Origin of the sequence: Dyella japonica DSM 16301 (genome assembly GCF_001010355.1) — a bacterium.
Lineage (GTDB): Bacteria > Pseudomonadota > Gammaproteobacteria > Xanthomonadales > Rhodanobacteraceae > Dyella > Dyella japonica.
On the sequence record NZ_JPLA01000043.1, the window covers coordinates 124,847 to 149,432 of the forward strand.

Here is a 24,586-nt window from a genome sequence, read left to right on the forward strand (position 1 = left end):
GCAAACCTCAGTGGCTGTCCGCTGGCGGCGCCGGCTGCGCGCGCACCTTGCCTACCTCCTCCTTGCTCACCTGTCCGCCCGGGTTGCCCCAGCTGTTGAGCACATAGGTGAGGATATTCGCCACTTCGTCATCCGTGAGTTGGGACATCGGCGGCATGACGGAGTTGTACTCCTTGCCATTGACGGTGACCGCGCCGGTGAGGCCATGCAGGGGAATGGAGATCAGTTTTTCCTTGGCCATCGTCGCCAGATAGTCGGACTTGGCCAGCGGCGGAAACACGCCGGACATGCCTTCGCCATTGGCTTGATGGCAGACGGAACAGGTGCCGGCGTAGAGCTGCTGCCCGGCCTTGATCTGATCGTCCTTGCTGAGCGTGCCCGCCGCGTTGGCCTTGGCCGCCACGGCAACTGCGTGCAGGTTGTCGCCCGCCCGGTCGCCGAGGTACACCGAATCGACTTCCTTGCCCGAATAGATCGACTTGTCCTGCGGACCATCGACCTTGAGCATGCCGAGCGCACCCTTGTTGAACGCGCGGAAGATCGAGTGATCCACCAACACATAGGTGCCCGGCACTTCCACGCGAAAATCCGCCATCATCGCGCCGCCGGCGGGTATGAGCGTGGTCTGCACGTTTTCCTGCGCGTGCTTGCCGCCTTCGTAGTACACCTTGTCGAAGATCTCGCCAATCACGTGGAAGCTCGACACCAGGTTCGGGCCGCCATTGCCGACGAACAGGCGCACCGTCTCGCCCACCTTGGCGGTCAAGGCGTGATCGCCGGTGAGCGAACCCTCGCGTCCATTGAACAGCACGTACGTTGGATGCTCCGCGATGGCCGCATCCATATCGAAGGGTTGATGGCCTTTCTCTCGGTATTTGCCGGTGGTGTAGAAGTCGCCCTGCATCACGTAGTACTCGTGATCGACCTTGGGCAAGCCTTCGGGTGGTTCGATCAGGATCAGCCCATACATGCCGTTGGCCACATGCATGCCGACCGGCGCGGTGGCGCAGTGATAGACGTAGAGCCCGGCATTGAGCGCCTTGAAGGTGAACTGCGACTCGTGACCCGGCGCGGTGAAGCTCGATGCGGCGCCACCGCCGGGCCCTGTCACGCCATGCAAATCGATGTTGTGCGGCATCTTGTTGTCAGGCGCATTCTTCAGATGAAACTCCACCGTGTCGCCCTGGCGCACGCGAATGAAGCTGCCGGGCACGGTGCCGCCAAACGTCCAGTACGTGTAGGTCACGCCCTCGGAGATCGGCATTTCCTTCTCGATCACTTCCAGCTCGACGATCACCTTGGCCGGACGATTGCGCTGAAGCGGCGGCGGCACGTTCGGCGGGATACCGAGCACCGCGTGGATCGGTTCACCTTGGGGTGGACCCAGATCGCGGGAGACTTGCGAAAGCGCCGTGGCACCCGCACCGACGGCGGTGTGCAGCGCTGCGGTTTGACTATCTGCGGCCCAAAGCATGGTCGGCAACAGGCCGGCGGTCAGCGCGATGGTGGAAAGCAGGCGTGGCATGGGGCTCTCTCCCGATGATGGCCACACCAGCCTAGGGAACGCCGGCGTTTTCCCTTTGATCAAAATCAATCGTTTCGACGCCGCCGGCCAGCTGCGTCAACGCGCCGCGTCGCGGCACTCATGAGCAACCTGCATCAGATCGTGCGCGAATAGCGCGGCGTGTCGGATGGCTGATGGAGATAGGCGTCGAAGCACATCGCGATATTGCGCAACAGCAGTCGGCCGCGCGGGGTGACGCGAATCAGGTTCGCGTCGAACACGATCAGACCGTCGTCTGCGCAGGCGGTCAGGCGATCGAGCTCGGGCGCAAACGCCTCCCCGAATCGCAAACCGTGTTGGGCGCCGAAGCGTGCCGTATCGATTTCGCCGTGGCACATGAGTTCGCCGATGACGGCGCGCCGGACGGTATCGTCGCTGGTCAGGCGGATGCCGCGGACCACCGGCAGCCGGCCGGCCGCCAGCGCCGACTCGTAGCCCACCAGGTCGCGTGCATTCTGGCTATAGCTGTCGCCGACGCGACTGATCGAACTGACGCCAAGGCCGACGATGTCGCAATCGCCGTGGGTGGAATAGCCCTGGAAATTGCGCTGCAGCGTGCCGGCACGCTGCGCGCGCACCAGCTCGTCGTCGGCGCGCGCGAAATGATCCATGCCGACGTAGGCGTAGCCTGCCTCGCACAACACACGGAATGCCGTGCCGAATAGCGCAAGCCGCGCCGCGGCATCAGGCAGCTCGGCCGCCTCGATCTGCTGCTGCGCCTTGAACAGATGCGGCAAGTGCGCGTAACCGTAGACCGCGATGCGATCGGGAGCCAGCGCGATCACCTGTCCCAGCGTGCGCTCGAAGCCTGCGAGCGTCTGCCGAGGGAGACCATAGATCAGGTCCACGCTCACCGAGCCGTAGCCCGAGGCGCGCGCGGCATCGATCACGTCGCGCGTCTGCGCTACGCTCTGGATACGATTGACCGCTTCCTGCACTGCCGGATCGAAATCCTGGATGCCCACCGACAAGCGGTTGAAGCCCAGCGTGGCCAGCTCGCGCACATAGCCGCCATCGGCATAGCGCGGATCGATCTCGATGCCGTATTCGCGCACGCCGTCGCGGCGATAAGAGAAGCTGCCTTCCAGCGCTTCCACCAGGCTGGCCATGCGCGCCGCGTCAAGGAAGTTGGGCGTGCCGCCGCCGAGATGCAGCTGCAGAATCGGACGATCGCGATCGAACAGCGCGCCGGTCAGCGCGATTTCCCGGCGCAGAACATCAAGATAGTGATCGGCCCGGCTGGCATCGCGCGTGATGACGCGGGTGCAGCCACAGTAAAAGCACGGGCTGAAGCAGAACGGCACGTGCACGTAGAGCGACAGCGGACGGGACTTGGCCTGCGCATTGGATGCGCGAGCGACGTCGCGAAACGCCGCTTCGTCAAAGCCTGCGTGAAATTGCGGAGCCGTCGGATAGCTCGTATACCGCGGACCCGGCACGTCGTAACGGGCAACCAGGGCTGGGTCGAATTCCGGAACGATGGTGTTCGTGCGCATGCGCGGCAGTATCCTCGCGCCGCTCCACCATCAGACTGATACGCGTCAGCGGACTGCGACAATCTGCTCGCCCCATGCCGCATCCCACCTGATGGATGCGGCACGGGACCACAGGGTTCGCTTACTTCTTAAGCGGCGCGATGGCCTGCTCGATCGAGCCGAAGATCGACGCACCCGCGGCGTCGGTCACATCGATGCGCAGGGTGTCGCCAAAGCTCAGGAACGGCGTGCTCGGCTTGCCGTCGCGCAGGGTTTCCACCGTGCGCTGCTCGGCCAGGCACGAGGCGCCCTTGCCGGTGTCTTCGTTGGCGATGGTGCCGGAGCCGACGATGGTGCCCGCCGTGAGCGGACGCGTCTTGGCCGCGTGCGCCACCAGCTGCGCGAAATTGAACTGCATGTCGACGCCGCACTCGGCCTCGCCGAACCACTGGCCGTTGAGCCAAGTGCGCATCGGCAGGTGCAGCTTTTCATCCTGCCAGGCGTCACCCAGTTCGTCCGGCGTCACGAAGACCGGCGACAGGGCGGAGCGCGGCTTGGACTGCAAAAAGCCGAAACCCTTGGCGAGTTCGCCGGGAATCAGGCCGCGCAGCGACACATCGTTGACCAGGCCGATCAGCTGGATATGGGCCGCCGCCTGCGCCGGCGTCACCGCCATCGGCACATCGTCGGTCACCACGACCACTTCGGCTTCCAGGTCGATGCCGTAGTCCTCGCTAGGCACCACCACCGGGTCACGCGGACCGAGGAAGCCGGCGCTGGTGGCCTGGTACATCAGCGGATCGGTGTAGAAGGACTCGGGCACTTCGGCACCACGCGCACGGCGCACGCGCTCGACATGCGGCAGGTAGGCACTGCCATCGACGAACTCATAGGCGCGCGGCAGCGGCGAGGCGAGCGCATGCATGTCGAGTGCAAACGCATCCTTCGCAGACCCGCCGTTCAATGCCTCGTACAAGGCATTGAGACGCGGCGCGGCGCTCGACCAGTCATCCAGCGCAGCCTGCAGCGTCGGCGCGATGCCGGTGGCCTTGACCGCCTGGGTCAGCGCGCGATTGACCACGATCAGGGTGCCGTCGCGACCGCCTTCCTTCAATGAACCCAATTTCATGCTATCGCTCCAAAGGGCAGAACCAAGCTGCAGCCTTTCACATCATCATTGTTTTGGCGCGACGCCCAGGCGCCTCGCGTTGTCTGCGGTTGGCGCCAGGCGCCCTTGCTTCAACTGCCGGCGAAATGCTTTTGGATGCCCTGCCAGCATTCGTAGTAATTGCCCTGCAGTTCCGGTGATGCCAGTGCTTGTTTGGTCGGATGAATCACGCGGCGCGTCTCGAACATGAAGGCCATGGTGCCCGTGATGACGTCAGCCTGCGACAGATCGCGCGTCGACGCCTTCTCGTAGGTGGCCGCATCCGGACCGTGACCGCTCATGGAATTGTGCAGCGAGGCGCCGCCCGGCGAAAAGCCTTCGGCCTTGGCGTCGTACTCACCGGTGATCAGACCCATGAACTCGCTGGCGATGTTGCGATGGAACCAGGGCGGACGGAAGGTGTGCTGCGCCACCAGCCAGCGCGGCGGGAAGATCACGAAGTCCATATTGCTCACGCCTTCGCTGTCGCTGGCCGAATGCAGCACCAGGAAGATGCTCGGATCAGGATGATCGAAGCTGATCGAGCCGATGGTGTTGAAGCGGCGCAGGTCGTATTTGTACGGCGCGTAGTTGCCGTGCCAGGCCACCACGTCCAGCGGCGAATGATCGATCGCCGCGCGCCACAGCTTGCCCTGGAACTTGGCGACGAGTTCGAACTTGCCTTCGACGTCTTCGAACGCGGCTACCGGCGTGAGGAAATCGCGCGGGTTGGCCAGGCCGTTGCTGCCGATCGGACCCAGATCGGGCAGGCGCAGCATCGCACCGAAATTTTCGGCGATGTAGCCGCGCGCGGTGTCGTCCAGCAATTCCACGCGGAAGCGCACACCACGCGGAATCACGGCGATCTCCAGCGGTTCGAGCTCGATGTTGCCCATCTCGGTCGCCAGTTTCAGGCGCCCTTGCTGGGGCACGATCAACAGCTCGCCGTCGGCGTTGTAGAAGTAGCGCCCCTGCATCGAACGATTGGCCGCGTAGACGTGGATGCCCACGCCGGTCTGGTCCGCCGCGCCGCCATTGCCGGCCACGGTGAACAAGCCATCGAGAAAATCGGTGGGCTCGGTCGGCAGCGGGAACGGGCTCCAGCGCAGCTGGTTGGGGTTCGCCGGCACTTCGTTGAAGCGGTTGTGGAAGCGGCCATCCGGCATCGCCTCGAACGGGTGATGCATGGCCGCCGGGCGAATGCGATACAGCCAGCTGCGGCGATTGCTATGGCGCGGCGCCGTGAAGGCCGTGCCGGAAAGCTGTTCTGCGTACAGACCCAGCGGCGCGGCCTGCGGCGAGTTCTGCCCGTCGGGCAGCGCGCCGGGCAAGGCCTCGGTGGCGAATTCGTTTGCAAACCCTGATTGGTACTGCTGCTGGCTGGCTGACATGAAAGCTCCGCAATCTGCCGAGGCGAAAGGTCACAACACGACCCACGCGATCCTATTACTCTTGGCTTACGACTGTTGGCACCGCCTCGCGCTAGGGAAGAGGCGACGTTCATTCACTGCAATGACACTCAAGGAAACCGCATGTCCGACTCGTACTCCTCGCTGGGCCAAGCTACCGGGAACCCCTCGATCCAGGATCTCAGCCAGCCGCTTGCTTCAGGCAAGGGATGGATGAAATTCGTCGGCATCGTGTTCATCATCCAGGGCGCCCTTACTGCCATCACGCTGGTCGGCATCATCATCGCCTGGCTGCCGATCTGGATCGGCGTGCTGGTGATGCAGTCGGCCGGAGCGATCGAGCGTGCCCAGCTCAGTGGCGATGCCGCCGCCCTGAAAGAAGCACTTGCCAAGCTGCGTACCTACTTCGTGATCCAGGGCGTGCTGATTCTGGTCGGCATCGCCGTGTGGGTACTTGCCTTGTTCTTCTACGGCGCCGTATTCACCGCCATGCTGCACAACGGCGGCTCCTGGCGCTGAGTCCGACGCATCAAGGCCGCCCTTCCCGGGCGGCCTCGATCGAGACTTACAGGAAGCCGCGCTTCATCTGGTCGCGTTCGATCGACTCGAACAGCGCCTGGAAGTTGCCTTCGCCGAAGCCCTCGTTGCCCTTGCGCTGGATGATCTCGAAGAAGATCGGACCGATGTTGTTCTGCGTGAAGATCTGCAGCAGCTTGCGCTGCTTGGTCTCCGGGTCGGCGTCGATCAGGATCTTGTTCTTGGCCAGGCGCGGCACGTCTTCGCCATGGTTGGGGATGCGCATGTCGATCACGTCGAAATACGTGTCCGGCGTGTCGAGGAACTGCACGCCCTGCGCGCGCATCGCTTCCACCGTGTCGTAAATATTGTCGGTGAACAGCGCGATGTGCTGGATGCCCTCGCCGTGGTACGCATCGAGGTACTCGTTGATCTGCGACTTCGGATCGCTCGACTCGTTGAGCGGAATGCGCACGATGCCGTCCGGCGCGGTCATCGCCTTGGACACCAGGCCCGTCTTGGCGCCCTTGATGTCGAAGTAACGGATCTCGCGGAAGTTGAACAGGCGCTCGTAGTAATCGGACCACTTCTGCATGTTGCCGAAGTAGAGGTTGTGCGTGAGGTGGTCGATGAAGGTGAGGCCAAAACCCTTGGGGTTCTGTTCGGCGCCAGCGATCGGCTCGTAGTCGCCGTCGTAGATGCTGCCCTTGTCGCCGTAACGGTCGATCAGGTACAGCATGCAATCGCCGATGCCCTTCACCGCCGGCGCGTTCACCGCCCGCGTGGCTTCGGCCTTCGCGTTCACCGCTTCGCCGCCGTTGCCGAGCACCACGCCGAGCACGTCCTTGGACGGCTTCTGGAAGCGGATGGCAAAACCGGCCGCACACGGGCCATGGGCCTGGGCGAATTCGGCGGCATAGGATTCGGGATCTTCGTTGACCAGCAGGTTCACGCCGCCCTGGCGGTAGACCGTGATCGCGCGCGACTTGTGCTTGAGCACGGCGCTGAAACCCATGTGCTTGAACAGGGTGTGCAGCTCGTGGCCGCGACCGGCCGGCGCTGCGAATTCGACGAATTCAAACCCATCGATGCCCATGGGGTTTTCGAAGGTGGTGACCTGCATGCCAAGATTGGGCTGCGCGCTCATGGGGCTCTCCGGGTGGATGGCTGCTCAATGGCCTACGTCCAAGCGTGCGACCATTCTCATAAGCCCTACGTTATAGTTACATATGAAACCATTTGCAAGGAGCGCCGCAGCAGTGCCCGACGAACATCACCCCGACCACGCACCGCTGGAGCTGGAGCATTTCCTGCCCTACCGGCTTTCCATCCTGTCCAACGCGGTCAGCCAGGCCATTGCCGACGACTATCAGCGCCGCTTCGACCTGAGCATGACCGAATGGCGCGTGATGGCGGTGCTGGCCCGTTTCGACGGCCTGTCCGCCCGCGAGGTGGCCGAGCGCACCCTGATGGACAAGGTGGCCGTGAGCCGCGCCCTCTCAAAGCTGGTGGAGACCGGCTGGGTCACCCGCGCCATCCACGACGGCGACAAGCGCCGCTCCGTGCTGGGCCTGAGCGAAGCCGGCTGGGCCATCCACGAAGTGGTGGCGCCGATGGCCCGCGAACACGAACGCAACCTGCTGTCCAAGCTGGACGACGAGGAGCGGAGCTGGCTGGTGCGGATTTTGGATAAGTTGCAGGCGATTGAACCGAAGTAACTCAGAAGTGAGGGGAGAGGAGTGAGAAGTGAGAGAAGGCGGCGGGCTTGCGAGCTCTCTCTCACTTCTCACTCCCCTTCCCTCACTCCTGCCTCACTTCACTCCATGCATCAATCGATTGATCAGCGGCGCGATCACGAACAGCAGCACGCCGGCGCCGGCCAGCAGGTAGAAGCTGAAGGTGAAGCCGCTGAGCGCCGAGGCCACGGTCATGCCACTTTCGCCGCTGATATGGCCGGCGAACAGGCCGGACAGGTTGTTGCCGATCGCGGTGGAGAGGAACCAGCCGCCCATCGCCAGGCCTACCAGCCGCGTGGGCGCCAGCTTGGTGGTCATCGACAGGCCGATCGGCGACAGGCATAGCTCGCCCGCGGTCTGCAGCACATAGCAAAGCGCCAGCGGCCAGAACGGAATCATGCCGTCGCTGCTCACCAGCTCATCCAGCGCATACATCAGCACCACGAAGCCCAGCGCATTGCCGAGCAGCCCCAGGCCAAATTTGCGCGGGATCGAGGGCTCCATGCGTCGCTTGTCGAGGAAGCCCCAGGCCAGCGATACCAGCGGCGCCAGCAACACGATGGCCACCGGATTGACCGACTGGAACCAGCCCACCGGGAATTCCCAGCCGCCGAACATCTGACGATCCACGATGTTCTGCGCGAGAAAGTTGAACGAGCTGCCGGCCTGCTCGAAGAACATCCAGAACAGCACGTTGAAAGCGAAGATGATCAACATGGCGATCACGCGATGCACCTGCACGCGGCCATTGCGCACCGCCTCGATCACCAGCATCACGCCCACGCCGACGAACAGCGCGGTCAGCAGCCACTGCAGCACCACGGCGCCGGCCTTGGCCATCAGCAGATAGAACACCGGGATCGCCACCAGCATGCCGAGCAGCACGTAGACCACGCGCATGCGGTTGGCCTGGTCGGGTGCGGGGCGGCCCACGCCCTTCAGTTGACGACGACCGATCCAGAACCACAGCAGGCTGATCAGCATGCCCACGCCGGAGGCACCGAACACCAGCTTGTAGTTCTGCTGCATCGGGGTATCGGTGAAATGGCTGGCCAGCCAGCCCGTGAGCAGCGGCGCGATCAGCGCGCCGCCGTTGATGCCCATGTAGAACAGCGTGAAACCGCGGTCGCGGCGCGAATCGCCCGGCGCGTAGAGCTGCCCCACCATCGAGGAAATATTCGGCTTGAACAGGCCGTTGCCGACAATGATCGTGGCCAGACCCAGCAGGAAGACCTGCTCGTTCGGCAGCATGATCATGAACAGGCCCACCGCCATCACGCTGGCGCCCAGCAGGATGGAGCGCTGGTAGCCGATGATCTTGTCCGCCACGTAGCCGCCGAACACGGCGGTGGCATAGACCAGCGCCAGATAGGCGCCATAGGTGCGGCTGGCGAAGGCCTGCCCGGCCGCATCGCCGTTGAAGAACGCCGCCACGATGTACAGCGTGAGCGCCCAGCGGATGCCATAGAACGCAAAGCGCTCCCAGAACTCCGTCATGAACAGCATCCACAGCGGGCGTGGATGACCCAGGGTCTGGGGATAGTCCGGCACCGTCGATGCGGTCGTCGTGGTTGTACTCATGTCCTGCCGTCGTCCGTCGTAATTTCTTGCGGCATCAACTTCTAACCGGGACACGTCGTGCGCGTCAAATGCGGTGCACCAAAAAAGGCGAGGAGTGAGTGGAGAGGAGTGAGGAGTGAGAGAACAGCGCCAGGCTGGCCAGCTCTCTCTCACTCCTCACTCCTCTTCCCTCACTCCTGCACTTCTCACTCCTGCCTTACCGCACGCCGTGCATCAGCCGATTGATCAGCGGCGAGATCAGCAACAGGAACACGCCCGCGCCTGCCAGCAGCCAGAAGCTGAAGGTGAAACCTGCCAGTGCGGATGCTGCGGTCATGCCGCTTTCGCCGCTGATACGCCCTGCGAGCAGGCCCGACAGGTTGCCGCCCACTGCCAGCGACAGGAACCAGCCGCCCATGGCCAGACCCACCAGTCGCGGCGGCGCCAGCTTGGTCACCATCGACAGGCCGATCGGCGACAGGCACAGCTCGCCGATGGTCTGCAGCACATAGCAGGCCGTCAGCGGCCAGAACGGGATCAGGCCATGGCTGTTGACCGAATAGGTCAGCGCATACATCAATGCGGTGAAGCCCAGGCCGTTGAACAGCAGGCCGAGGCCGAACTTGCGGGGGATCGAGGGTTCCTTGTGACGCCGCGCCAGCAGCGACCACACCTGGGTCACCAGCGGCGCCAGCACGATGATGGCCAGCGGACTGACCGACTGGAACCAGCCCACCGGGAACACCCAGCCGCCGAACATTTCGCGGTCGACCATATTGGCTGCAAGGAAATTGAACGAGGTGCCCAGCTGGAAGTAGAACATCCAGAACAGGATGTTGAACGCAAAGATGATCAGCATCGCGAACACGCGGTGCAGCTGCACGCGGTCGTGGCGCATCGCTTCCATGATCAGCATCGCCGCCACGCCGATAAACAGCAGGCCCAGCAGCCACTGCAGGCCATTGGCGCCCACGAAGGCCAGCAGCAGGTACACCAGCGGCACCGCCACCACGATGCCCAGCAGCACCCATACGACACGCATGCGGCTGGCCGCTTCCGGCGCCGGACGCCCCACCCCGTGCAGGCCGCGACGGCCAAACCAGAACCAGAACAGGCTCAGCACCATGCCCACGCCGGCCGCGCCGAACACGATGCGGTAGTTCTCCTGCATCGGCGTATCGGTGAAATAACTTGCCATCCAGCCGGTGAGCAGTGGCGCCAGCAACGCGCCGCCATTGATGCCCATGTAGAACAGCGTGAAACCGCGATCGCGGCGTTCGTCCGTCGGGCCATACAGCTGGCCCACCATCGTGGAAATATTCGGTTTGAACAGGCCGTTGCCGACCACGACCATGGCCAGGCCAAACAGGAACAAATCCTTGCTTGGCAGCATCACCACGAACAGGCCCAGCGCCATCACCGCGGCGCCGATCAGGATCGAGCGCTGGTAGCCGATGATTTTGTCGGCCACGTAGCCGCCGAAAATGCTCGAGGCGTAAATCAGCGCCGTATAAGCTCCGTAAATTTTGCTGGCCCACGCTTCGCCGGACGCGTCGCCGTGATAAAAATGGGCCACGATGTACAAGGCCAGGGCCCAGCTCACGCTGTAGAACGCGAAGCGCTCCCAGAACTCCGTCATGAACAACATCCATAGCGGACGCGGATGCCCCAGCGTCTGCGGAAAATCAGGCACCGACGCGTGCGCGGTCTCAGTGGTGTTGCTCATGCATGCCCCTTTGCAAGCGAAACGGCGCTGCACGCGCCATCAGTAGTTGTTCAATGATGAATTTCGAAGATGACACGCGCGATCAGGTGCCCAGTTCGGTGCGCACATCCAGCAACTCCGGGAAAAACTCCAGGTCCAGCGCCTTTTTCAGGAACGACACGCCGGAGGAACCACCTGTGCCGCGGCGGTGTCCGATGATCCGCTCCACCGTTTTCATATGGCGGAAACGCCAGAGCTGGAAACTCTCCTCCACATCCACCAGCTGTTCGCACATGTGGTATTCGGGCCAGAACGTTGCACGGTTTTCGTAAATGCGCTTGAGCACGGGCAACAGGCCGTCATGACGACGATAAGGCTGGGACCAGTCGCGTTGCGTCAGCTCGCCGGGCACATCGTGGCCGCGCCGCGCCAGATAGCCGAGGAATTCGTCGTACAGGCTGGGCGCTTCCAGCACCGCGCGCAGCGTGGCCTGCGCCGCAGGATCGTACGCAAACACCTGCAGCATCTGCGCGTTCTTGTTGCCGAGCAGGAATTCGATCTGCCGGTACTGCAGCGACTGGAAACCCGAGGAAGGCCCCAGCACGCCACGAAACTCCAGGTATTCGGCTGGGGTAAGCGTTTCCAGCACGCCCCACTGTTCGAACAGCTGGCGCTGCACCTGTTTCACGCGCGCCAGGATCTTCAGACATGGATCGATCTCATCGCGGCGCAGGTGCGCCACGGCGGCCTTGAGCTCGTGGATGATCAATTTCATCCACAGTTCGGCCACCTGGTGCTGCACGATGAACAGCATTTCGTCGTGGTGCGCCGGCTGGCTCAGCGGTTGCTGGGCCGACAGCAGCGTGTCCAGCCGCAGGTAGCCGCCGTAGGTCAGTCGACCATTCAGGTCGAGTTCGATACCGGCCTCGAGGTCGCGCTGATTCTCGGTCATGGCCTTCCCTGTCGCGGAAAAGCGCCATGTTAACCGGTGTTCGCCCCCACCCCGTACCACCCCGCATGCTGCACCGTGCCTTGCAGCGCAACATATCCGCCTGTAATCATTTCGGTCTTGCTCAGGGCCTTACATGCGCCGCTGGCCCCACTGGATGGGCCGCCGCCCGCCCGAGCACCCCACTTTCTCATTACTCACTCCGGGAGCGAGTCGTGTCTATCGCCGCCAAGTTTGAAATCGAATACCTCCAGTATCTCGATGCTGAAGGCAAGCAGGTCCGTGACGATCTGCCTGAATTCGCCAAGGATCTCGACCACATGGTCGAGCTGTACAAGCTGATGCTGTCGACCCGCGTGTTCGACGCCAAGTCGGTCGCCCTGCAGCGCACCGGCAAGCTCGGCACCTACGCCAGCTGCCTGGGCCACGAAGCGGCGCATGTGGGCATCGGCAGCGCCATGAAGCCCGAAGACGTGCTGGCCCCCAGCTACCGCGAATACGGCGCACAGCTGTATCGCGGCGTGCAGCCGCGCGAGGTCTACATGTACTGGGGCGGAGACGAGCGCGGCAACGATTACCAGAAAGAGCCGGCGCGCCACGACTTCGCCTGGTCGGTGCCGATCGCCACGCAGTGCCTGCATGCCGCAGGTAGCGCGCTCGCGTTCAAGATCCGCAACGAGAAGCGCGTGGCCGTGTGCACCATCGGTGACGGTGGTTCGTCCAAGGGCGACTTCTACGGCGCCATCAACATCACCGGCGCGCAGAACCTGCCGATGGTGGCCGTGATCGTGAACAACCAGTGGGCCATTTCGGTGCCGCGCAAGATCCAGTCCGGCGCGCCGACGCTGGCGCAGAAGGGCATTGCTGCCGGCCTGTTCTCCATCCAGGTGGACGGCAACGACATCATCGCCGTGCGCAAGGCGATGGAAGACGCGCTGGACCGCGCACGCAACGGCCAGGGTGGCTCGGTGATCGAGGCGGTGACCTATCGCCTGTCCGACCACACCACCGCCGATGACGCGCGCCGTTACCGCGGCGAGCAGGAAGTGAAGGACGCCTGGGCGAAGGAGCCGATGAAGCGCCTGCGCAACTGGCTGGTGGCCAAGGGCGTGTGGGACGACGCCAAGGAAGAAGCCTGGAAGGCGGAGTGCGACGACTGGATGGACAACGAGGTGAACGCGTACCTCGAGACCAAGACGCAGCCCGTCACGGCGATGTTCGACTACACCTACGCCGAAGTCCCCGCCGATCTCGCCAAGCAGCGCGATCTCGCCATCCAGCTCGACAAGAAGGCCCATTAAGTCATGGCACAGATCACCCTTATCGAAGCCGTCACCCAGGCACTCGCCTATGAAATGGCCCACGACGAGAGCGTCATGGTGCTGGGCGAAGACGTTGGCGTGAACGGTGGCGTGTTCCGCGCCACCCAGGGCCTGCAGGAAAAGTTCGGCGAACTGCGCGTGCTCGACACGCCGCTGGACGAAACCACCATTGCCGGCGTCACCGTGGGCCTCGCCGCCCAGGGCATGAAGCCGGTGGCCGAAGCGCAGTTCGAAGGCTTCATCTACCCGATGATGGAGCAGATCGCCTGCCACGCCGCGCGCATGCGCAACCGCACGCGCGGCCGCATCACCGTGCCGGCCGTGTGGCGCGCACCGTGGGGCGGCGGCATTCGCGCGCCGGAGCATCACTCCGAAGCGAACGAGCACCTGTTCACCAATATCCCGGGCCTGCGCGTGGTGATGCCGTCGTCGCCGGCGCGTGCCTATGGCCTGCTGCTTGCCGCGATCCGCGATCCGGATCCGGTGATGTTCTTCGAGCCCAAGCGCATCTACCGCCAGTACAAGGAAGAAGTGCCCGATGACGGTGAAGCGTTGCCGCTGGACGTGTGCTTCGTGCTGCGCGACGGCACCGACGTCACCCTCGTTTCGTGGGGCGCGCAGGTGAAGGAAGCGCTGGAAGCGGCCGATGCGCTGGCCGAGGAAGGCATCAGCGCCGAAGTCATCGACGTGGCCACGCTGACCCCGCTGGACTTCGACACCATCGCCGAATCGGTGCAGAAGACCGGCCGCTGCGTGATCGTGCACGAAGCCCCCAAGACCGCGGGTTTCGGCGCCGAAATCGCCGCGCGCCTGGCCGAGGAATGCATGTACGACCTGCTCGCGCCGGTCGAACGCGTCAGCGGCTACGACACGCACATCCCGCTGTTCCGCCTGGAAATGAAGTACATGCCGAGTGCCGAGCGCGTGGTGGATGCCGCCAAGCGCGCGCTGGCTGCCAGCTAAGAACATGCCCTTCGATGTCCCGGCCATGCCGGGCATCGCACAATGAACACTCCGCCTGACCACGGAATCAAACTCATGGCCGACATCAAGACTTTCTACCTGCCCGACCTCGGCGAAGGCCTGCCCGACGCCACCATCGTCGAGTGGCACGTGAAGGAAGGCGACACCATCAAGCTCGACGCTCCGTTGTGCTCGATGGAAACCGCCAAAGCCGTCGTCGACGTGCCCTCGCCGTATACCGGCAAGGTCACCAAACTGCACGGCGCCGCGGGCGACATCATCGAAACCGGTTCGGCACTGGCCGAGTTCGAGCCCGATCCGAATGCCAAGCAGCGTGCCGAGGCCGAGTCCACCGGCCACCACCACGGCCCCAAGAAGGGCACCGGCAGCGCCACAGCCGACTCGCACAAGGTCGTTGCCTCCGATGAAGGCGGCGAGATCGACAGCGGCAACGGCAAGGCCGATCGCGAAGACGAAGGCACCGTGGTCGGTGCGATGGTCTCCGGCAGCCACGTGCACGTCGAACAGGCCAGCAGCGTGGGCGGCGTCAAGGCCGTGCCGGCGGTGCGCGCGCTCGCCAAGAAGCTCAAGGTCGATCTGAGCCGCGTGAAGCCGAGCGGCGCCGATGGCGTGGTCACCATGGCCGACGTGAAGAACGCCGCCGCCAACGGCAGCGCACAGCTCGGTGCCGCACCTGCTCGCGCCGTGCACGAAGACGCCGGCCGCCACCTTGCTCCGCGCCTGCCCGAGCCCGAAGCCCGCACCGCCACCTCGCTCGCCGGCAAGCCGGTGCGCACGGCCCCGCCGAGCGTGCAGGCCAACGGCCAGCCGGAACAGCTCAAGGGCGTGCGCCGCAATATGGCCCGCGTGATGTCCGAAGCCCACGCCAACGTGGTGCCGACCACCCTGGTGGACGATGCCGACCTACACGCCTGGATCGGCAAGCAGGACATCACCGCCCGCCTGATCCGCTCCATCGTGGTGGCGTGCAAGACCGTGCCGGCGCTCAACGCCTGGTTCGACGGCAAGAACCTCACCCGCACGCTGCATCCGCACGTGGACATCGGCATCGCCGTGGACACCGAGGACGGCCTGTTCGTGCCGGCCCTGCGCAATGCCGACGTGCTCGACGGCGCCGGCGTCCGTGCTGCGATCAAGCGTCTGCGTACCGCCGTGGAAGACCGCAGCATTCCGGCGTCGGAGCTGTCGGGCTACACCATCAGCCTGTCGAACTTCGGTATGTTCGCCGGTCGCTACGCCACGCCGGTGGTGGTGCCGCCGTGCGTCGCCATCATCGGCGCGGGCAAGCTGAGCCACGACGTGGTGGCCGTGATGGGTGGCATCGAAGTGCATCGCCGCATGCCGATCTCGATCACCTTCGACCACCGCGCCGCCACCGGCGGCGAAGCCGCGCGCTTCCTTAAGGCGCTGCTGGACGATTTGGCGCTGCCGAACTAAGGCAACCCAGGCGTACGAAAAGCCCCGGCCATGCCGGGGCTTTTTTTATGTGCGAAACATTGACGGCTCGTGCACCTGCCATCGCACTACGATCCAGCGTCGCTCAACACGGACCTGCCGCCATGCATCACAGCCGACTGTGCACCATCGTGATCGACTGCCAGACGGACAACCTCGCCGACGCCGCCACCTTCTGGAGCCACGCGCTGGGCAAATCCATCGTCACCCTCGACGAGGATGGCGACGGCAAGTACGCCCGCCTCGCCACCGCCGATGACGAGCCGATCATCCTGTTGCAGCGCGTGGAGCACGACAGCCGCGTGCATCTGGATATTGAAACGGACGATATCGAGGCTGAAGTGCAGCGCATGGAGAAGCTCGGCGCCACGCGTGTGCATTGCGTACCGGATCGGTGGTGGGTGATGCAGGCGCCTAGCGGGCATCGCTTCTGCGTGGTGCGGCCGCAGCGCGAGGAGTTCGGGCCGCATCTGAATCGGTGGAGTTAGCCCAACCTAGGCTGCCCCGCTACACCTGTGGGAGCGCACCCTGTGCGCGACGCAGCGCCATGTCGCTTCCGCTCCGTAGGTTTGTCGCGCACAGGGTGCGCTCCCACAGAAGATCAGCCGTGCCGCTTCAGTAATCGCGAATGTCCAGCGCCACAAACCCGCGCACGCTGTAACCCTTCTCCGCCGCAGGCCACGACAGCGACGCCAGCAGGCGATCGCCAGCCGGCCACGCAGCATTGTCCAGCAAGGCCTCGGCAGTCACCGCCCCATCGTCGCCACGACGATAGAACAGCCGCACCCAATGCAGCTCCGGGTTCAACGACTCGCTCTGCAGCGCCGTGCGCAGCTGACCTACCAATTCAGCAGGAGGTTCGACGCCTTCCTGACTGGACAGCCACGGCGCCACGAACACATCCCAGGTGCGGATGCCGAAATCCCAGCTCTGCAGCTGCATGCGTCGATCGTCGGTGACGTACCAGCACGCCGCCAGCAGCACGTGGAATACGCCGTGTTCGAACGCGCGCAACGCATCCAGGCAACCGGCCTCGCCACCGCCGACGCCGGCGAAGCTCTCTTCGATATGGCGATCCTCGCTGATCACCACATCGACATCGAGACGACCGGGTTCGCCCGCGGCGCCTTCAAACCAGCTGGCGCGCACGGCGGGGAAATCGCCGTCCGTCATCAACCATTCTTCGTCCGGTTCCAGTTCGACGTCATGGCGTTCGAACAGGCGCAGGAGGTATCGCTGGAGATCGGCGTCTTGCATGGTCGTTTCCTGCTTCAGTGCGCGTGAGGGCGCCATACCAGCTGGCGCACGATCAGCGCCAGCACCAATACCACGACGCATGCGCCGTAACCGTAGAGCGCGGGCAGCACCTGCTGCCAGATGGCGCCGCTGGCGTGCCCGTATTGGCCCGCCGTGGGCACCGTGGCGGTGTCGAACGCCGTGCTCGCACATTCCACCGCGGCGAACGCGGCAAGCAGCAAGGCTGCGACATCGAAGTAGCGGCGCAGGCGCGTGCGCGGCAAGCTCTTGGGGTAGGACCAGAACGCCCAGCCCAGGATCAGCAACCAGGGCGCGAGCATGAGGATGGCCAGATAACGCATAGATCAGTTCACTCCATGAAAGCCGGGCGCTTTATTCCTGCGCTGCCAGTTGATCGAGCGCGCCGCGCAGGCGGCCGAGCGCTTCATCGCGGGCCTGTTCGCCGTCGTATTCCGGCGTGGCACCGACCTGGTCGCCGTCGATTTCCAGCACCAGGGCCTGCGGCTGCACCTGCACCACGGCCGATACGCTGCCCAGCTCCTTGATGCGCTTTTGCATCGCGCCGGCTGCCTTGGGGTCGGCAAACGACCGCGACAGCAGCAGCTCTTCGCCGTCGGCGGAGAACAGGCGGAAACGGAAACTGCCATCGGCATCGCGGAAGCTGGCGAAGCGCGCGGACTTGCCGCCCTTCGCGGCGGCGGCCTTGGTCTCGCCGGTGCTCGACACCACCGCCACGCCCGAACGCAGGCCAATCGCATCGCGCAGTTCGGCAATCTTCGGCGCGGCAATCGCACGTGCCTTCTTGGCGCCCTCCTGCAGGATCTCTTCGATCACGGCCGGGCGCGCCATCAAGGCGTTGTAGCTTTCGCGCATGGGCGCGACATCCACTTCCAACCGCTCGAACAACACCTGCTTGGCCTCGCCCCAACCCAGTCCGTCCACCAGGGCCTGGCGAAACGCCGTGGATTCGGCCTCGCTGGCAAACGCGCGGAAGATGGTGAACAGCGAGGAGCTGTCCGGATCCTTCGCTTCGCCCGGCAGGCGCGAATCGGTGACGATGCGCATGATGGAATCGCGCAGGTGTTTCTGGCCGCCGGCAAACAGCGGAATGGTGTTGTCGTAACTCTTGGACATCTTGCGGCCATCGAGTCCGGGCAGCGTCGCCACCTGCTCCTCGATCACCACTTCGGGCAACGCAAAGAATTCGCGGCCGTAGATATGGTTGAAGCGCTGCGCGATGTCGCGCGCCATCTCGATGTGCTGGATCTGGTCGCGCCCCACCGGCACCTTGTTCGCGTTGAACGCGAGGATGTCGGCCGCCATCAGCACCGGATACATGTACAGGCCGGCGGTGATGCCGGCATCGGGGTCCTCGCCGGTTTCCGTGTTCTTGTCCACGGACGCCTTGTAGGCATGCGCACGATTGAGCAAGCCCTTCGCGGTGACGCAGGTGAGGAACCAAGTCAGCTCCGGAATTTCCGGAATATCGGACTGGCGATAGAACGTGACCTTCTGCGGATCGAGGCCCGCGGCCAGCCACGTGGCGGCAATCTCCAGGCGCGAACGCTCGATGCGCGCCGGATCATCGCTTTTGATCAACGCGTGGTAGTCGGCCATGAAGTAGAACGCATCCACGTCGTCGCGCCTGCTCGCAGCGACCGCCGGGCGGATCGCGCCGACGTAATTGCCCAGGTGTGGCGTGCCGGTGGTGGTGATGCCGGTGAGTACGCGGGTCTTCATGTGCTGGTTTCTTTGTCTTGTCGGGTGTTGGCGATCAGCGGATCAGGGTGGACTTGCCGAACAGCGACTCCACCAGGTCCACGGCCAGGCGCGCGGTCTGGTTCTTCTTGTCGAAGGCGGGATTGAGTTCGACGATGTCCAGCGAACTGACATGGCCACTGTCCGCGATCATCTCCATGCACAGCTGCGCCTCACGATAGTTCGGGCCGCCGCGCACCGTGGTGCCCACGCCCGGCGCGATGGTCGGGTCGAGGAAATCCACGTCGAAGCTCACGTGCAGATGCGTGTTCTCGTCCACGCCGGCCAGCGCTTCTTCCATCGTGCGCTTCATGCCCACTTCGTCGATGTGGCGCATGTCGAAGATGCTCACCTGCGACTCGCGCACGAGACGCTTTTCGCCTTCATCCACCGAACGGATGCCGATCTGGCGGAACGCCGCCGCGGAAGTGGCCGGTACGTGGCCGCCCATCTCGATCAATTCCTTCGGTCCGTTGCCGCACAGGCAGGCCACCGGCATGCCGTGGATATTGCCCGAAGGCGTCGCATCGGCCGTATTGAAGTCGGCGTGCGCATCCAGCCACAGCACGCGCAGCGTCTTGCCCGTTTCACGGCAATGACGCGCGATGGCGCTGATCGAACCGATCGCCAGGCAGTGGTCACCACCCAGCATCACCGGCACGCGGCCGGCGGTGAGTTCAGCGTAGATCGCCTCATGCACGGCCTGGTTCCAGGCCACCACTTCGGGCAGATGGCGGTAGCCGTTCACCGGCGGCTGCCACGGATTGAGCGGTCCCTGCAGGTTGCCGCGATCGACCACCTCCAGCCCGCGCTTGGCCAGCCGAGCGGCGAGATTCGCTACGCGCAGCGCTTCGGGTCCCATGGACGCGCCGCGATGTCCCGCACCAATGTCCGTGGGAACGCCGATCAGGGAGAGTGCCTTGTTGACCATGAAAACCTGCAATGTCAAAGCGGAATGCGAGTCGTCCTAGTGTGCCAGAGGCAGACGACGTTGCCGCCATGTGTTCAAACTGCCGTCCAGCAGTCGCACATGGGTATAGCCCAGCGATGTAAGCGTTTCCTGCGCCCTGGCGGCACGCTTGCCGGAGACGCAATACACCACGATCTCGCTGTCGCGGGGCACACCGAGAACGCCGGCGCGGCTGGCCAGCTGATCCACCGGGATATTGAGCGCACCGGCGATGTGGCCATCGCGGTATTCGTCGGACCCGCGCACATCCAGCAGCACCGGCGCCTGCCCGGACTGCTGGCGTTGCAGCAGTTGCGAAGCGTCGAGCGGCGCATCCGCCGCGGCGGTGGCAGAACTCATGCCCGCCAGCATCAGCAGTGCGGCCAGGTGGGCCTTGAGCATGCGGGGAACCCTCGATCTGGTGCCGGCAGCAGGAGTCGAACCCGCGACCTACTGATTACAAATCAGTTGCTCTACCAACTGAGCTATACCGGCGAAGAAGCGAAGTCTAACAGGCCCCCACGGCTCAACGCCAAAGGCCTCAGAAGCAGCCGGTGCTGTGCGAACCCACGCCGCGCACGCGATTGCGCCAGTCGGCGTGGCCGTTGTCGGCGATCACCACGTCCAGCCAGTACTCGGCCACGCTTTCGGTGCGCTCGGTCATCTGCGCGGGGAAGCCGGCGGCGACCACTTGTTCGCGGCGACGGCGGGCGTTGGCGGGATCCTTGAACAGGCCCAGCGAGATGGTGTTGGACTGGTCGCCCGAGCTGACCACGAAGTATTCGCCGACGTTGGCGGCAGCCAGACGACGGCCCAGCTCCAGCGCCTTGTCGCGGGTGCCACCGCCCGGCAGGTAGACCCACCAGCCGGTGGTCTGCGTGGTCTGCTCCTGGCGCTGGCGCATGCGTGCGGCCTGGCTGGTCAGCGCACTGCGCGCATTGCGCATGTCGACCTGGGTGGCAAACGGGCCCAGGGCCATGCAGGTATAGGTGTTCGGTCGCGACGGCGGTGGCGGCGCCGGTGCAGGCGTGGCGGCCTGAGCCACGGGCGCCGCATTGCTGGACGCCGGGCCTGCCGAGGTGGCCGCCGCAGCGGCGCCGATGCTCGTTGCCGGCGCCGCCGGTGCGGGCGCGCTGGACGGCGCCGACGGACGCTCGCTCAGCAGGTGCAGCTCGGGCACGCCGGCATCGGTGGCGCTGCGGCCGTGCACGTCGTCCTGGCCCAGCAGCAGCCACGCGCCCACCGCAATATTGAGCGCGATCAGCAGGACAAAGAGCAGGCGCAGGAACATCGATGATCCGTCAGGCAAGCGGCGGGGGGAGCGGGCATTTTAGGGAGCCTGCTCGATGGATGTATGTGCGTCGGACCACACGGACAGTCCGCGCAGCACGCTGTCCTGGCTCAGGCGAGCCGGATGGGCGATCAACGGCGCCAGCGCCTCGGCATCGCCGCCGCCCAGGATCAATTGTGGGGAGCCGCCCAATGGTTCGGACATGTGCGCGACAAAACGTTCCACCAGCGCCGCCGCCGCCTGCCAGCAACCCGAAGCGACGGCATCGGGCGTGTTGTCGGCCGCGTCCAGCACCTGGCCGGGGCGATCGACCAGCACGCGTGCCGTCGCGCCCAGCAGCGACTGCTGCATCAACTGCGGTCCCGGCGCGATCAAGCCGCCGAGATGGCGGCCATCGGCGTCGAGCGCGTCGAGCGTGAGCGCGGTACCCACGCCGGCAAGCACGCACGGAGCGAGCCCCTCGGCGCGAGCGGCCACCATACCGAGGAAACGGTCGACCCCAAGGCGCCCCGGTTCGGCATAGGCGTTGCGCACGCCACAGGCTTGCGCCGGCGTGCGCAGCCAGGTGGTGGTTCGCGCGAAGCAGGTCGACGCCACGGCGGCGATCTGCGCCTCGCGGGCGCCATCCACCACCGAAGCGCCAAATACATCGGCAGGTATCGCCAGATCCCGCCACGCTTCATGCAGCACGAGCGCGACATCCTCGTTCCACGCCACAGCGCCCTGCTCGCGCCATTGCGAGCCCTCGCGCAGCGCCCACTTCAAGCGCGTGTTGCCGAGATCGAGCAGCAGTCTCATGCGCGACGCACCGTCACGTCGGCGCTGTCGATGCGATGCAGTCCATCATCGGCCTGCAGCAGCAAGGCGCCGCGCGCATCCACGCCCGCGCCGACGCCTTCCAGCGTGGCCTGCGGACCCTGCACGCGCAGCGGCTTGCCACGCAGCAGGTCATGGCGCGCGTATTCGTCGACGAAGGCCGCGAAGCCCTCGCGCTCAAACTGTTCCAGTCCCTCAGCCAACGCGGCCATCAGCGCGGCCGCCACGCGATTGCGATCGGGCGCGCGGCCGGCCAGCGTGGCCAGATCGTTCACCGGCTGGCCCGCCTGTTCGTGCAGGGCCGCGGTGAGGCGCACGTTCAAACCCACGCCGATGATGGCCGCGCACGGGCCCTGATATTCGCCGCCCAGTTCAACCAGGATGCCGGCGAGTTTGCCGCCGTCACTCAGCACGTCGTTCGGCCATTTCAAGCCGGCACCCTCGATGCCCAAGGCAGCGAGCGTGCGCATCACGATCACGCCGACCGCCAGCGACAGGCCCGACAGCGCAGCAAAGCCGCCGTCGAAGCGCTTGAGGCAGGACAGGTACACATTGAGACCCGGCGGCGACAGCCACGAACGGCCGCGACGGCCGCGCCCCGCGGTCTGGGTTTCCGCCAGCACCATGCTCAGGTCGGGCAGGTCGGCCTGGCGGCGCTGGATCTCACTGGAGGTCGAGTCGATCTCCCAGTGCAGCTCCAGGGTGCCCATGCGCATGGCCAGCCTGGCGGGCAGCAGGTCACGCAGCGTGGGCAGATGCAGCAACTGCACCGGCCAGGGCAGGCAGTAGCCAGCCGTGCCACGCGATTCCACCGGAACGCCACGTGCACGCAATGCCTCGACCTGCTTCCAGATGGCCGCGCGGGTCACACCCGTGCGTTCGGCCAGCTGGGCGCCCGACACCATGCCACCGTCCGCCAGCGCCACGAGCAAGTCCTGCGCCTGCATCAGGCGACATCCCGCGCCGATTGACCGCGTTGGCGGCGTCCGTGGCGTGTTGGGGACAGGATCAGAGAGCGTGACATCGAGCGATTCTAGCCTGCCGGGGCAGCCCAACGCCCGTCGTCACGTGGCTGGGAGTCCATGACTTCTGGGACTCGCAAGCCTTGCGCGAGGGTTACGCAGGCACTGGTATCACCGCGATTTTTCTGCCAGCATCGGGCTCTTCGATTGCGGATCAAGGGGTTGAGCCGCCATGGGCTTCGGGAAGTTCTTACTTGGCTGTGTTCTATGCGTCGGCAGCGTCAGCGCTGCATCGGCCATGGATGCGGACGGCCAGGATCTGAGCTCCATGCAGCGCACCGTGGACACGGGCTCGGGCAGTCATGACGGCGCGAGCGGCAGCGGGGGCGATGCCCTGGGTCTGTCGCGCGAAGCCAACACCACCCCTGCCGCTTCTTCTTCGTCCAGCGACAACTGCCCCACCACGGCCCCGGCGCGCGCGCCGCGCAGCCGTCAGAACCATATCGGCTGGCAGTCCTTGTTGCCGGGCTCCATCCAGTAACGACACCAAGCCGTGTCGGCTTCCTGGTGGCGGCGCTTAGGCGCCTATGTCTCGCCTCCCCCGCTTGCTGAAAAGCCCTGGCGTATTGCGCTGGAAGGTTGCCCGCTGGCCCAACGCCTCGACCACGCACGCCAGCATGAACTGCGTCGGCTCGTGGGTGTGTTTCTGGCACGCAAGCGCTTCCACCCGCTGGCCGGTGTCGAGCTGTCCGATGCCGACCGCGCCCTGATCGCCATGCAGGCCTGCCTGCCCGTGCTTCGCCAAGGCCCGCGCAACCTGCGCGGCTGGCGCGACATCCTGGTGTATCCCGGCGAGTTCCGCGTGAAGCGCAGCCATCACGACGACCGCAGCGGCGTAGTCACCGAGAGCGAGGATGTACTGATCGGCGAAGCCTGGGAACACGGCCCGCTGGTGTTGTCACTCGCCGATGTGCAGCTCGACCTTGCGCATCCCTGGGACGGCTACAACGTGGTCGTGCACGAGATCGCGCACAAACTCGACATGCTCGATGGGCCGCCAGATGGTGTGCCGGTGCTGCCCACGCATATTCCGCGACGCCAATGGATCGTCGCCTTCCAGCGTGCGTTTGATCTGTTGTCGAACGACGTGGCGCGCGGGCGCGACACCTTGATCGATCCTTATGCCGCCGAAAGTCCGGATGAATTTTTTGCCGTGGTGAGCGAGCTGCATTGGTCGCAGCCTTCGGTGTTGCGCCGTGCGGATGCTGCTGTGGCGGGATTGCTTGAAGCGTATTACGGTCCGTCGCCTGCGCCGGGTTGATGCTGCGTAAGAGCAGCCATCCGCAGCACACCACTGTGGGAGCGCACCCTNNGCGGTACATCCAAGCGTGGCCGTCGCGCACAGGGTGCGCTCCTACAAGGGTGCGCACGTCGTGGGGCGCAGGTAAGAGATGATGGACGGCTATTTGTAGGAGCGCACCCTGTGCGCGACCAACCTACGGAGCGGTACACCCCAGCGCTGCGGTCGCGCACAAGGTGCGCTCCTACAAGGGTGCGCTCGTCGTGGGGCGCCGGTGAAGGAATGCGGACGGCTATTTGTGGGAGCGCACCCTGTGCGCGACAAGCCTACGGAGCGGTACATCCAAGCGTGGCTGTCGCGCACAGGGTGCGCTCCCACAGACAAGCGCGGCGGCAGGCGCGGCACGCCGTTCGCAACGTGCTGGCCAAAGC

The 24,586-nt window shown here is 64.9% G+C and carries 24 protein-coding genes and 1 tRNA gene; 8 read left to right on the forward strand and 17 right to left on the reverse strand.

The features are described 5' to 3' along the window. Nucleotides 1-7: 7 nt before the first annotated feature. The 4 genes from nirK to hmgA form a co-directional block, all read right to left on the reverse strand. Nucleotides 8-1,525: a copper-containing nitrite reductase gene (gene nirK / locus Y882_RS15180; RefSeq protein ID WP_046972784.1), complete on the reverse strand. Its 1,518-nt coding sequence runs from the start codon at nucleotides 1,523-1,525 to the stop codon at nucleotides 8-10. Nucleotides 1,526-1,659: 134 nt separating this feature from the next. Beyond that, a complete protein-coding gene (gene hemN, locus Y882_RS15185) occupies nucleotides 1,660-3,060 on the reverse strand; it encodes an oxygen-independent coproporphyrinogen III oxidase (RefSeq protein ID WP_046972785.1) in 1,401 nt (466 codons plus the stop codon). Nucleotides 3,061-3,181: 121 nt separating this feature from the next. Beyond that, nucleotides 3,182-4,168: a fumarylacetoacetate hydrolase family protein gene (locus tag Y882_RS15190; protein ID WP_046972786.1), complete on the reverse strand. Its 987-nt coding sequence runs from the start codon at nucleotides 4,166-4,168 to the stop codon at nucleotides 3,182-3,184. Nucleotides 4,169-4,278: 110 nt separating this feature from the next. Then, the gene (gene hmgA / locus Y882_RS15195) at nucleotides 4,279-5,577 is read right to left on the reverse strand and encodes a homogentisate 1,2-dioxygenase (protein ID WP_046972787.1); all 1,299 of its coding nucleotides are present in this window, start codon (nucleotides 5,575-5,577) and stop codon (nucleotides 4,279-4,281) included. Between the two features lie 141 nt (nucleotides 5,578-5,718). Between hmgA and Y882_RS15200 the strand changes: the two genes are divergently transcribed. Beyond that, nucleotides 5,719-6,114 carry a DUF5362 domain-containing protein gene (locus Y882_RS15200; protein WP_046972788.1) on the forward strand — a complete coding sequence of 132 codons (396 nt, stop codon included), beginning with the start codon at nucleotides 5,719-5,721 and terminating at the stop codon, nucleotides 6,112-6,114. Between the two features lie 46 nt (nucleotides 6,115-6,160). On the opposite strand, the gene hppD is transcribed toward Y882_RS15200, so the two are convergent. Then, entirely contained in the window at nucleotides 6,161-7,258 is a 1,098-nt protein-coding gene (hppD, locus tag Y882_RS15205) for a 4-hydroxyphenylpyruvate dioxygenase (RefSeq protein WP_046972789.1), read from the reverse strand. Nucleotides 7,259-7,340: 82 nt separating this feature from the next. Here hppD and Y882_RS15210 point away from each other — a divergent pair, with 82 nt between their 5' ends. Further along, a complete protein-coding gene (locus tag Y882_RS15210) occupies nucleotides 7,341-7,829 on the forward strand; it encodes a MarR family winged helix-turn-helix transcriptional regulator (RefSeq protein ID WP_046972790.1) in 489 nt (162 codons plus the stop codon). A 93-nt stretch (nucleotides 7,830-7,922) separates the two neighbouring features. Here the strand turns inward: Y882_RS15210 and Y882_RS15215 are convergent, their stop codons facing one another. The 3 genes from Y882_RS15215 to Y882_RS15225 all read right to left on the reverse strand — a co-directional run bounded on the left by Y882_RS15215 (nucleotide 7,923) and on the right by Y882_RS15225 (nucleotide 12,064). Then, nucleotides 7,923-9,428: a peptide MFS transporter gene (locus tag Y882_RS15215; RefSeq protein WP_046972791.1), complete on the reverse strand. Its 1,506-nt coding sequence runs from the start codon at nucleotides 9,426-9,428 to the stop codon at nucleotides 7,923-7,925. Between the two features lie 196 nt (nucleotides 9,429-9,624). Next, nucleotides 9,625-11,133 carry a peptide MFS transporter gene (locus tag Y882_RS15220; protein WP_046972792.1) on the reverse strand — a complete coding sequence of 503 codons (1,509 nt, stop codon included), beginning with the start codon at nucleotides 11,131-11,133 and terminating at the stop codon, nucleotides 9,625-9,627. Between the two features lie 82 nt (nucleotides 11,134-11,215). Then, on the reverse strand, nucleotides 11,216-12,064 hold the full coding sequence (locus Y882_RS15225; RefSeq protein ID WP_046972793.1) for a tryptophan 2,3-dioxygenase: 849 nt from the start codon (nucleotides 12,062-12,064) through the stop codon (nucleotides 11,216-11,218). A gap of 212 nt (nucleotides 12,065-12,276) precedes the next feature. On the opposite strand from Y882_RS15225, the gene pdhA reads away from it, so the two are divergent. The 4 genes from pdhA to Y882_RS15245 all read left to right on the forward strand — a co-directional run bounded on the left by pdhA (nucleotide 12,277) and on the right by Y882_RS15245 (nucleotide 16,310). Next, nucleotides 12,277-13,362 (forward strand): pyruvate dehydrogenase (acetyl-transferring) E1 component subunit alpha, encoded by a 1,086-nt coding sequence (gene pdhA, locus Y882_RS15230; RefSeq protein ID WP_046972794.1) that lies wholly within the window; start codon nucleotides 12,277-12,279, stop codon nucleotides 13,360-13,362. Between the two features lie 3 nt (nucleotides 13,363-13,365). Beyond that, on the forward strand, nucleotides 13,366-14,346 hold the full coding sequence (locus Y882_RS15235) for an alpha-ketoacid dehydrogenase subunit beta (RefSeq protein ID WP_046972795.1): 981 nt from the start codon (nucleotides 13,366-13,368) through the stop codon (nucleotides 14,344-14,346). Nucleotides 14,347-14,421: 75 nt separating this feature from the next. Next, nucleotides 14,422-15,804, forward strand: a complete 1,383-nt coding sequence (locus Y882_RS15240) for a dihydrolipoamide acetyltransferase family protein (protein ID WP_046972796.1) — start codon at nucleotides 14,422-14,424, stop codon at nucleotides 15,802-15,804. Nucleotides 15,805-15,926: 122 nt separating this feature from the next. Further along, on the forward strand, nucleotides 15,927-16,310 hold the full coding sequence (locus tag Y882_RS15245; protein ID WP_046972797.1) for a VOC family protein: 384 nt from the start codon (nucleotides 15,927-15,929) through the stop codon (nucleotides 16,308-16,310). Between the two features lie 127 nt (nucleotides 16,311-16,437). On the opposite strand, the gene Y882_RS15250 is transcribed toward Y882_RS15245, so the two are convergent. From Y882_RS15250 to Y882_RS15290, 9 genes are all read right to left on the reverse strand, one after another. Beyond that, nucleotides 16,438-17,079 carry a DUF6348 family protein gene (locus tag Y882_RS15250; RefSeq protein WP_046972798.1) on the reverse strand — a complete coding sequence of 214 codons (642 nt, stop codon included), beginning with the start codon at nucleotides 17,077-17,079 and terminating at the stop codon, nucleotides 16,438-16,440. 14 nt (nucleotides 17,080-17,093) lie between these two features. Then, nucleotides 17,094-17,420, reverse strand: a complete 327-nt coding sequence (locus tag Y882_RS15255) for a hypothetical protein (RefSeq protein WP_046972799.1) — start codon at nucleotides 17,418-17,420, stop codon at nucleotides 17,094-17,096. 31 nt (nucleotides 17,421-17,451) lie between these two features. Continuing rightward, a complete protein-coding gene (locus tag Y882_RS15260; RefSeq protein ID WP_046972800.1) occupies nucleotides 17,452-18,819 on the reverse strand; it encodes a tryptophan--tRNA ligase in 1,368 nt (455 codons plus the stop codon). Between the two features lie 34 nt (nucleotides 18,820-18,853). After that, nucleotides 18,854-19,768 carry an arginase gene (gene rocF, locus Y882_RS15265; protein ID WP_046972801.1) on the reverse strand — a complete coding sequence of 305 codons (915 nt, stop codon included), beginning with the start codon at nucleotides 19,766-19,768 and terminating at the stop codon, nucleotides 18,854-18,856. A 36-nt stretch (nucleotides 19,769-19,804) separates the two neighbouring features. Next, nucleotides 19,805-20,188, reverse strand: a complete 384-nt coding sequence (locus Y882_RS15270; RefSeq protein WP_052950043.1) for a rhodanese-like domain-containing protein — start codon at nucleotides 20,186-20,188, stop codon at nucleotides 19,805-19,807. 17 nt (nucleotides 20,189-20,205) lie between these two features. Continuing rightward, nucleotides 20,206-20,281 (reverse strand) — tRNA-Thr (locus tag Y882_RS15275). Nucleotides 20,282-20,327: 46 nt separating this feature from the next. Next, a complete protein-coding gene (locus Y882_RS15280) occupies nucleotides 20,328-21,077 on the reverse strand; it encodes an SPOR domain-containing protein (RefSeq protein WP_046972802.1) in 750 nt (249 codons plus the stop codon). Nucleotides 21,078-21,116: 39 nt separating this feature from the next. Continuing rightward, nucleotides 21,117-21,875 carry a type III pantothenate kinase gene (locus tag Y882_RS15285; RefSeq protein ID WP_046972803.1) on the reverse strand — a complete coding sequence of 253 codons (759 nt, stop codon included), beginning with the start codon at nucleotides 21,873-21,875 and terminating at the stop codon, nucleotides 21,117-21,119. Next, nucleotides 21,872-22,840, reverse strand: coding sequence for a biotin--[acetyl-CoA-carboxylase] ligase (locus tag Y882_RS15290; protein ID WP_046972804.1), 969 nt, complete (start codon nucleotides 22,838-22,840; stop codon nucleotides 21,872-21,874). Before Y882_RS15290 ends, Y882_RS15285 begins: the two co-directional genes overlap by 4 nt. A 343-nt stretch (nucleotides 22,841-23,183) precedes the next feature. Here Y882_RS15290 and Y882_RS15295 point away from each other — a divergent pair, with 343 nt between their 5' ends. Beyond that, nucleotides 23,184-23,396 carry a hypothetical protein gene (locus Y882_RS15295; RefSeq protein ID WP_244466361.1) on the forward strand — a complete coding sequence of 71 codons (213 nt, stop codon included), beginning with the start codon at nucleotides 23,184-23,186 and terminating at the stop codon, nucleotides 23,394-23,396. Nucleotides 23,397-23,408: 12 nt separating this feature from the next. Then, nucleotides 23,409-24,176, forward strand: a complete 768-nt coding sequence (locus Y882_RS15300; protein ID WP_046972806.1) for a M90 family metallopeptidase — start codon at nucleotides 23,409-23,411, stop codon at nucleotides 24,174-24,176. Nucleotides 24,177-24,586 lie beyond the last annotated feature (410 nt).

Excerpts from the sequence above, each read along its gene's own strand:
- nirK (WP_046972784.1), bottom strand. The coding sequence starts at position 1,525 with ATGCCACGCCTGCTTTCCACCATCGCGCTGACCGCCGGCCTGTTGCCG.
- hemN (WP_046972785.1), bottom strand. The coding sequence starts at position 3,060 with ATGCGCACGAACACCATCGTTCCGGAATTCGACCCAGCCCTGGTTGCC.
- Y882_RS15190 (WP_046972786.1), bottom strand. The coding sequence starts at position 4,168 with ATGAAATTGGGTTCATTGAAGGAAGGCGGTCGCGACGGCACCCTGATC.
- hmgA (WP_046972787.1), bottom strand. The coding sequence starts at position 5,577 with ATGTCAGCCAGCCAGCAGCAGTACCAATCAGGGTTTGCAAACGAATTC.
- Y882_RS15200 (WP_046972788.1), top strand. The coding sequence starts at position 5,719 with ATGTCCGACTCGTACTCCTCGCTGGGCCAAGCTACCGGGAACCCCTCG.
- hppD (WP_046972789.1), bottom strand. The coding sequence starts at position 7,258 with ATGAGCGCGCAGCCCAATCTTGGCATGCAGGTCACCACCTTCGAAAAC.
- Y882_RS15210 (WP_046972790.1), top strand. The coding sequence starts at position 7,341 with ATGAAACCATTTGCAAGGAGCGCCGCAGCAGTGCCCGACGAACATCAC.
- Y882_RS15215 (WP_046972791.1), bottom strand. The coding sequence starts at position 9,428 with ATGAGTACAACCACGACGACCGCATCGACGGTGCCGGACTATCCCCAG.
- Y882_RS15220 (WP_046972792.1), bottom strand. The coding sequence starts at position 11,133 with ATGAGCAACACCACTGAGACCGCGCACGCGTCGGTGCCTGATTTTCCG.
- Y882_RS15225 (WP_046972793.1), bottom strand. The coding sequence starts at position 12,064 with ATGACCGAGAATCAGCGCGACCTCGAGGCCGGTATCGAACTCGACCTG.
- Y882_RS15235 (WP_046972795.1), top strand. The coding sequence starts at position 13,366 with ATGGCACAGATCACCCTTATCGAAGCCGTCACCCAGGCACTCGCCTAT.
- Y882_RS15240 (WP_046972796.1), top strand. The coding sequence starts at position 14,422 with ATGGCCGACATCAAGACTTTCTACCTGCCCGACCTCGGCGAAGGCCTG.
- Y882_RS15245 (WP_046972797.1), top strand. The coding sequence starts at position 15,927 with ATGCATCACAGCCGACTGTGCACCATCGTGATCGACTGCCAGACGGAC.
- Y882_RS15250 (WP_046972798.1), bottom strand. The coding sequence starts at position 17,079 with ATGCAAGACGCCGATCTCCAGCGATACCTCCTGCGCCTGTTCGAACGC.
- Y882_RS15255 (WP_046972799.1), bottom strand. The coding sequence starts at position 17,420 with ATGCGTTATCTGGCCATCCTCATGCTCGCGCCCTGGTTGCTGATCCTG.
- Y882_RS15260 (WP_046972800.1), bottom strand. The coding sequence starts at position 18,819 with ATGAAGACCCGCGTACTCACCGGCATCACCACCACCGGCACGCCACAC.
- rocF (WP_046972801.1), bottom strand. The coding sequence starts at position 19,768 with ATGGTCAACAAGGCACTCTCCCTGATCGGCGTTCCCACGGACATTGGT.
- Y882_RS15270 (WP_052950043.1), bottom strand. The coding sequence starts at position 20,188 with ATGCTCAAGGCCCACCTGGCCGCACTGCTGATGCTGGCGGGCATGAGT.
- Y882_RS15280 (WP_046972802.1), bottom strand. The coding sequence starts at position 21,077 with ATGTTCCTGCGCCTGCTCTTTGTCCTGCTGATCGCGCTCAATATTGCG.
- Y882_RS15285 (WP_046972803.1), bottom strand. The coding sequence starts at position 21,875 with ATGAGACTGCTGCTCGATCTCGGCAACACGCGCTTGAAGTGGGCGCTG.
- Y882_RS15290 (WP_046972804.1), bottom strand. The coding sequence starts at position 22,840 with ATGCAGGCGCAGGACTTGCTCGTGGCGCTGGCGGACGGTGGCATGGTG.
- Y882_RS15295 (WP_244466361.1), top strand. The coding sequence starts at position 23,184 with ATGCAGCGCACCGTGGACACGGGCTCGGGCAGTCATGACGGCGCGAGC.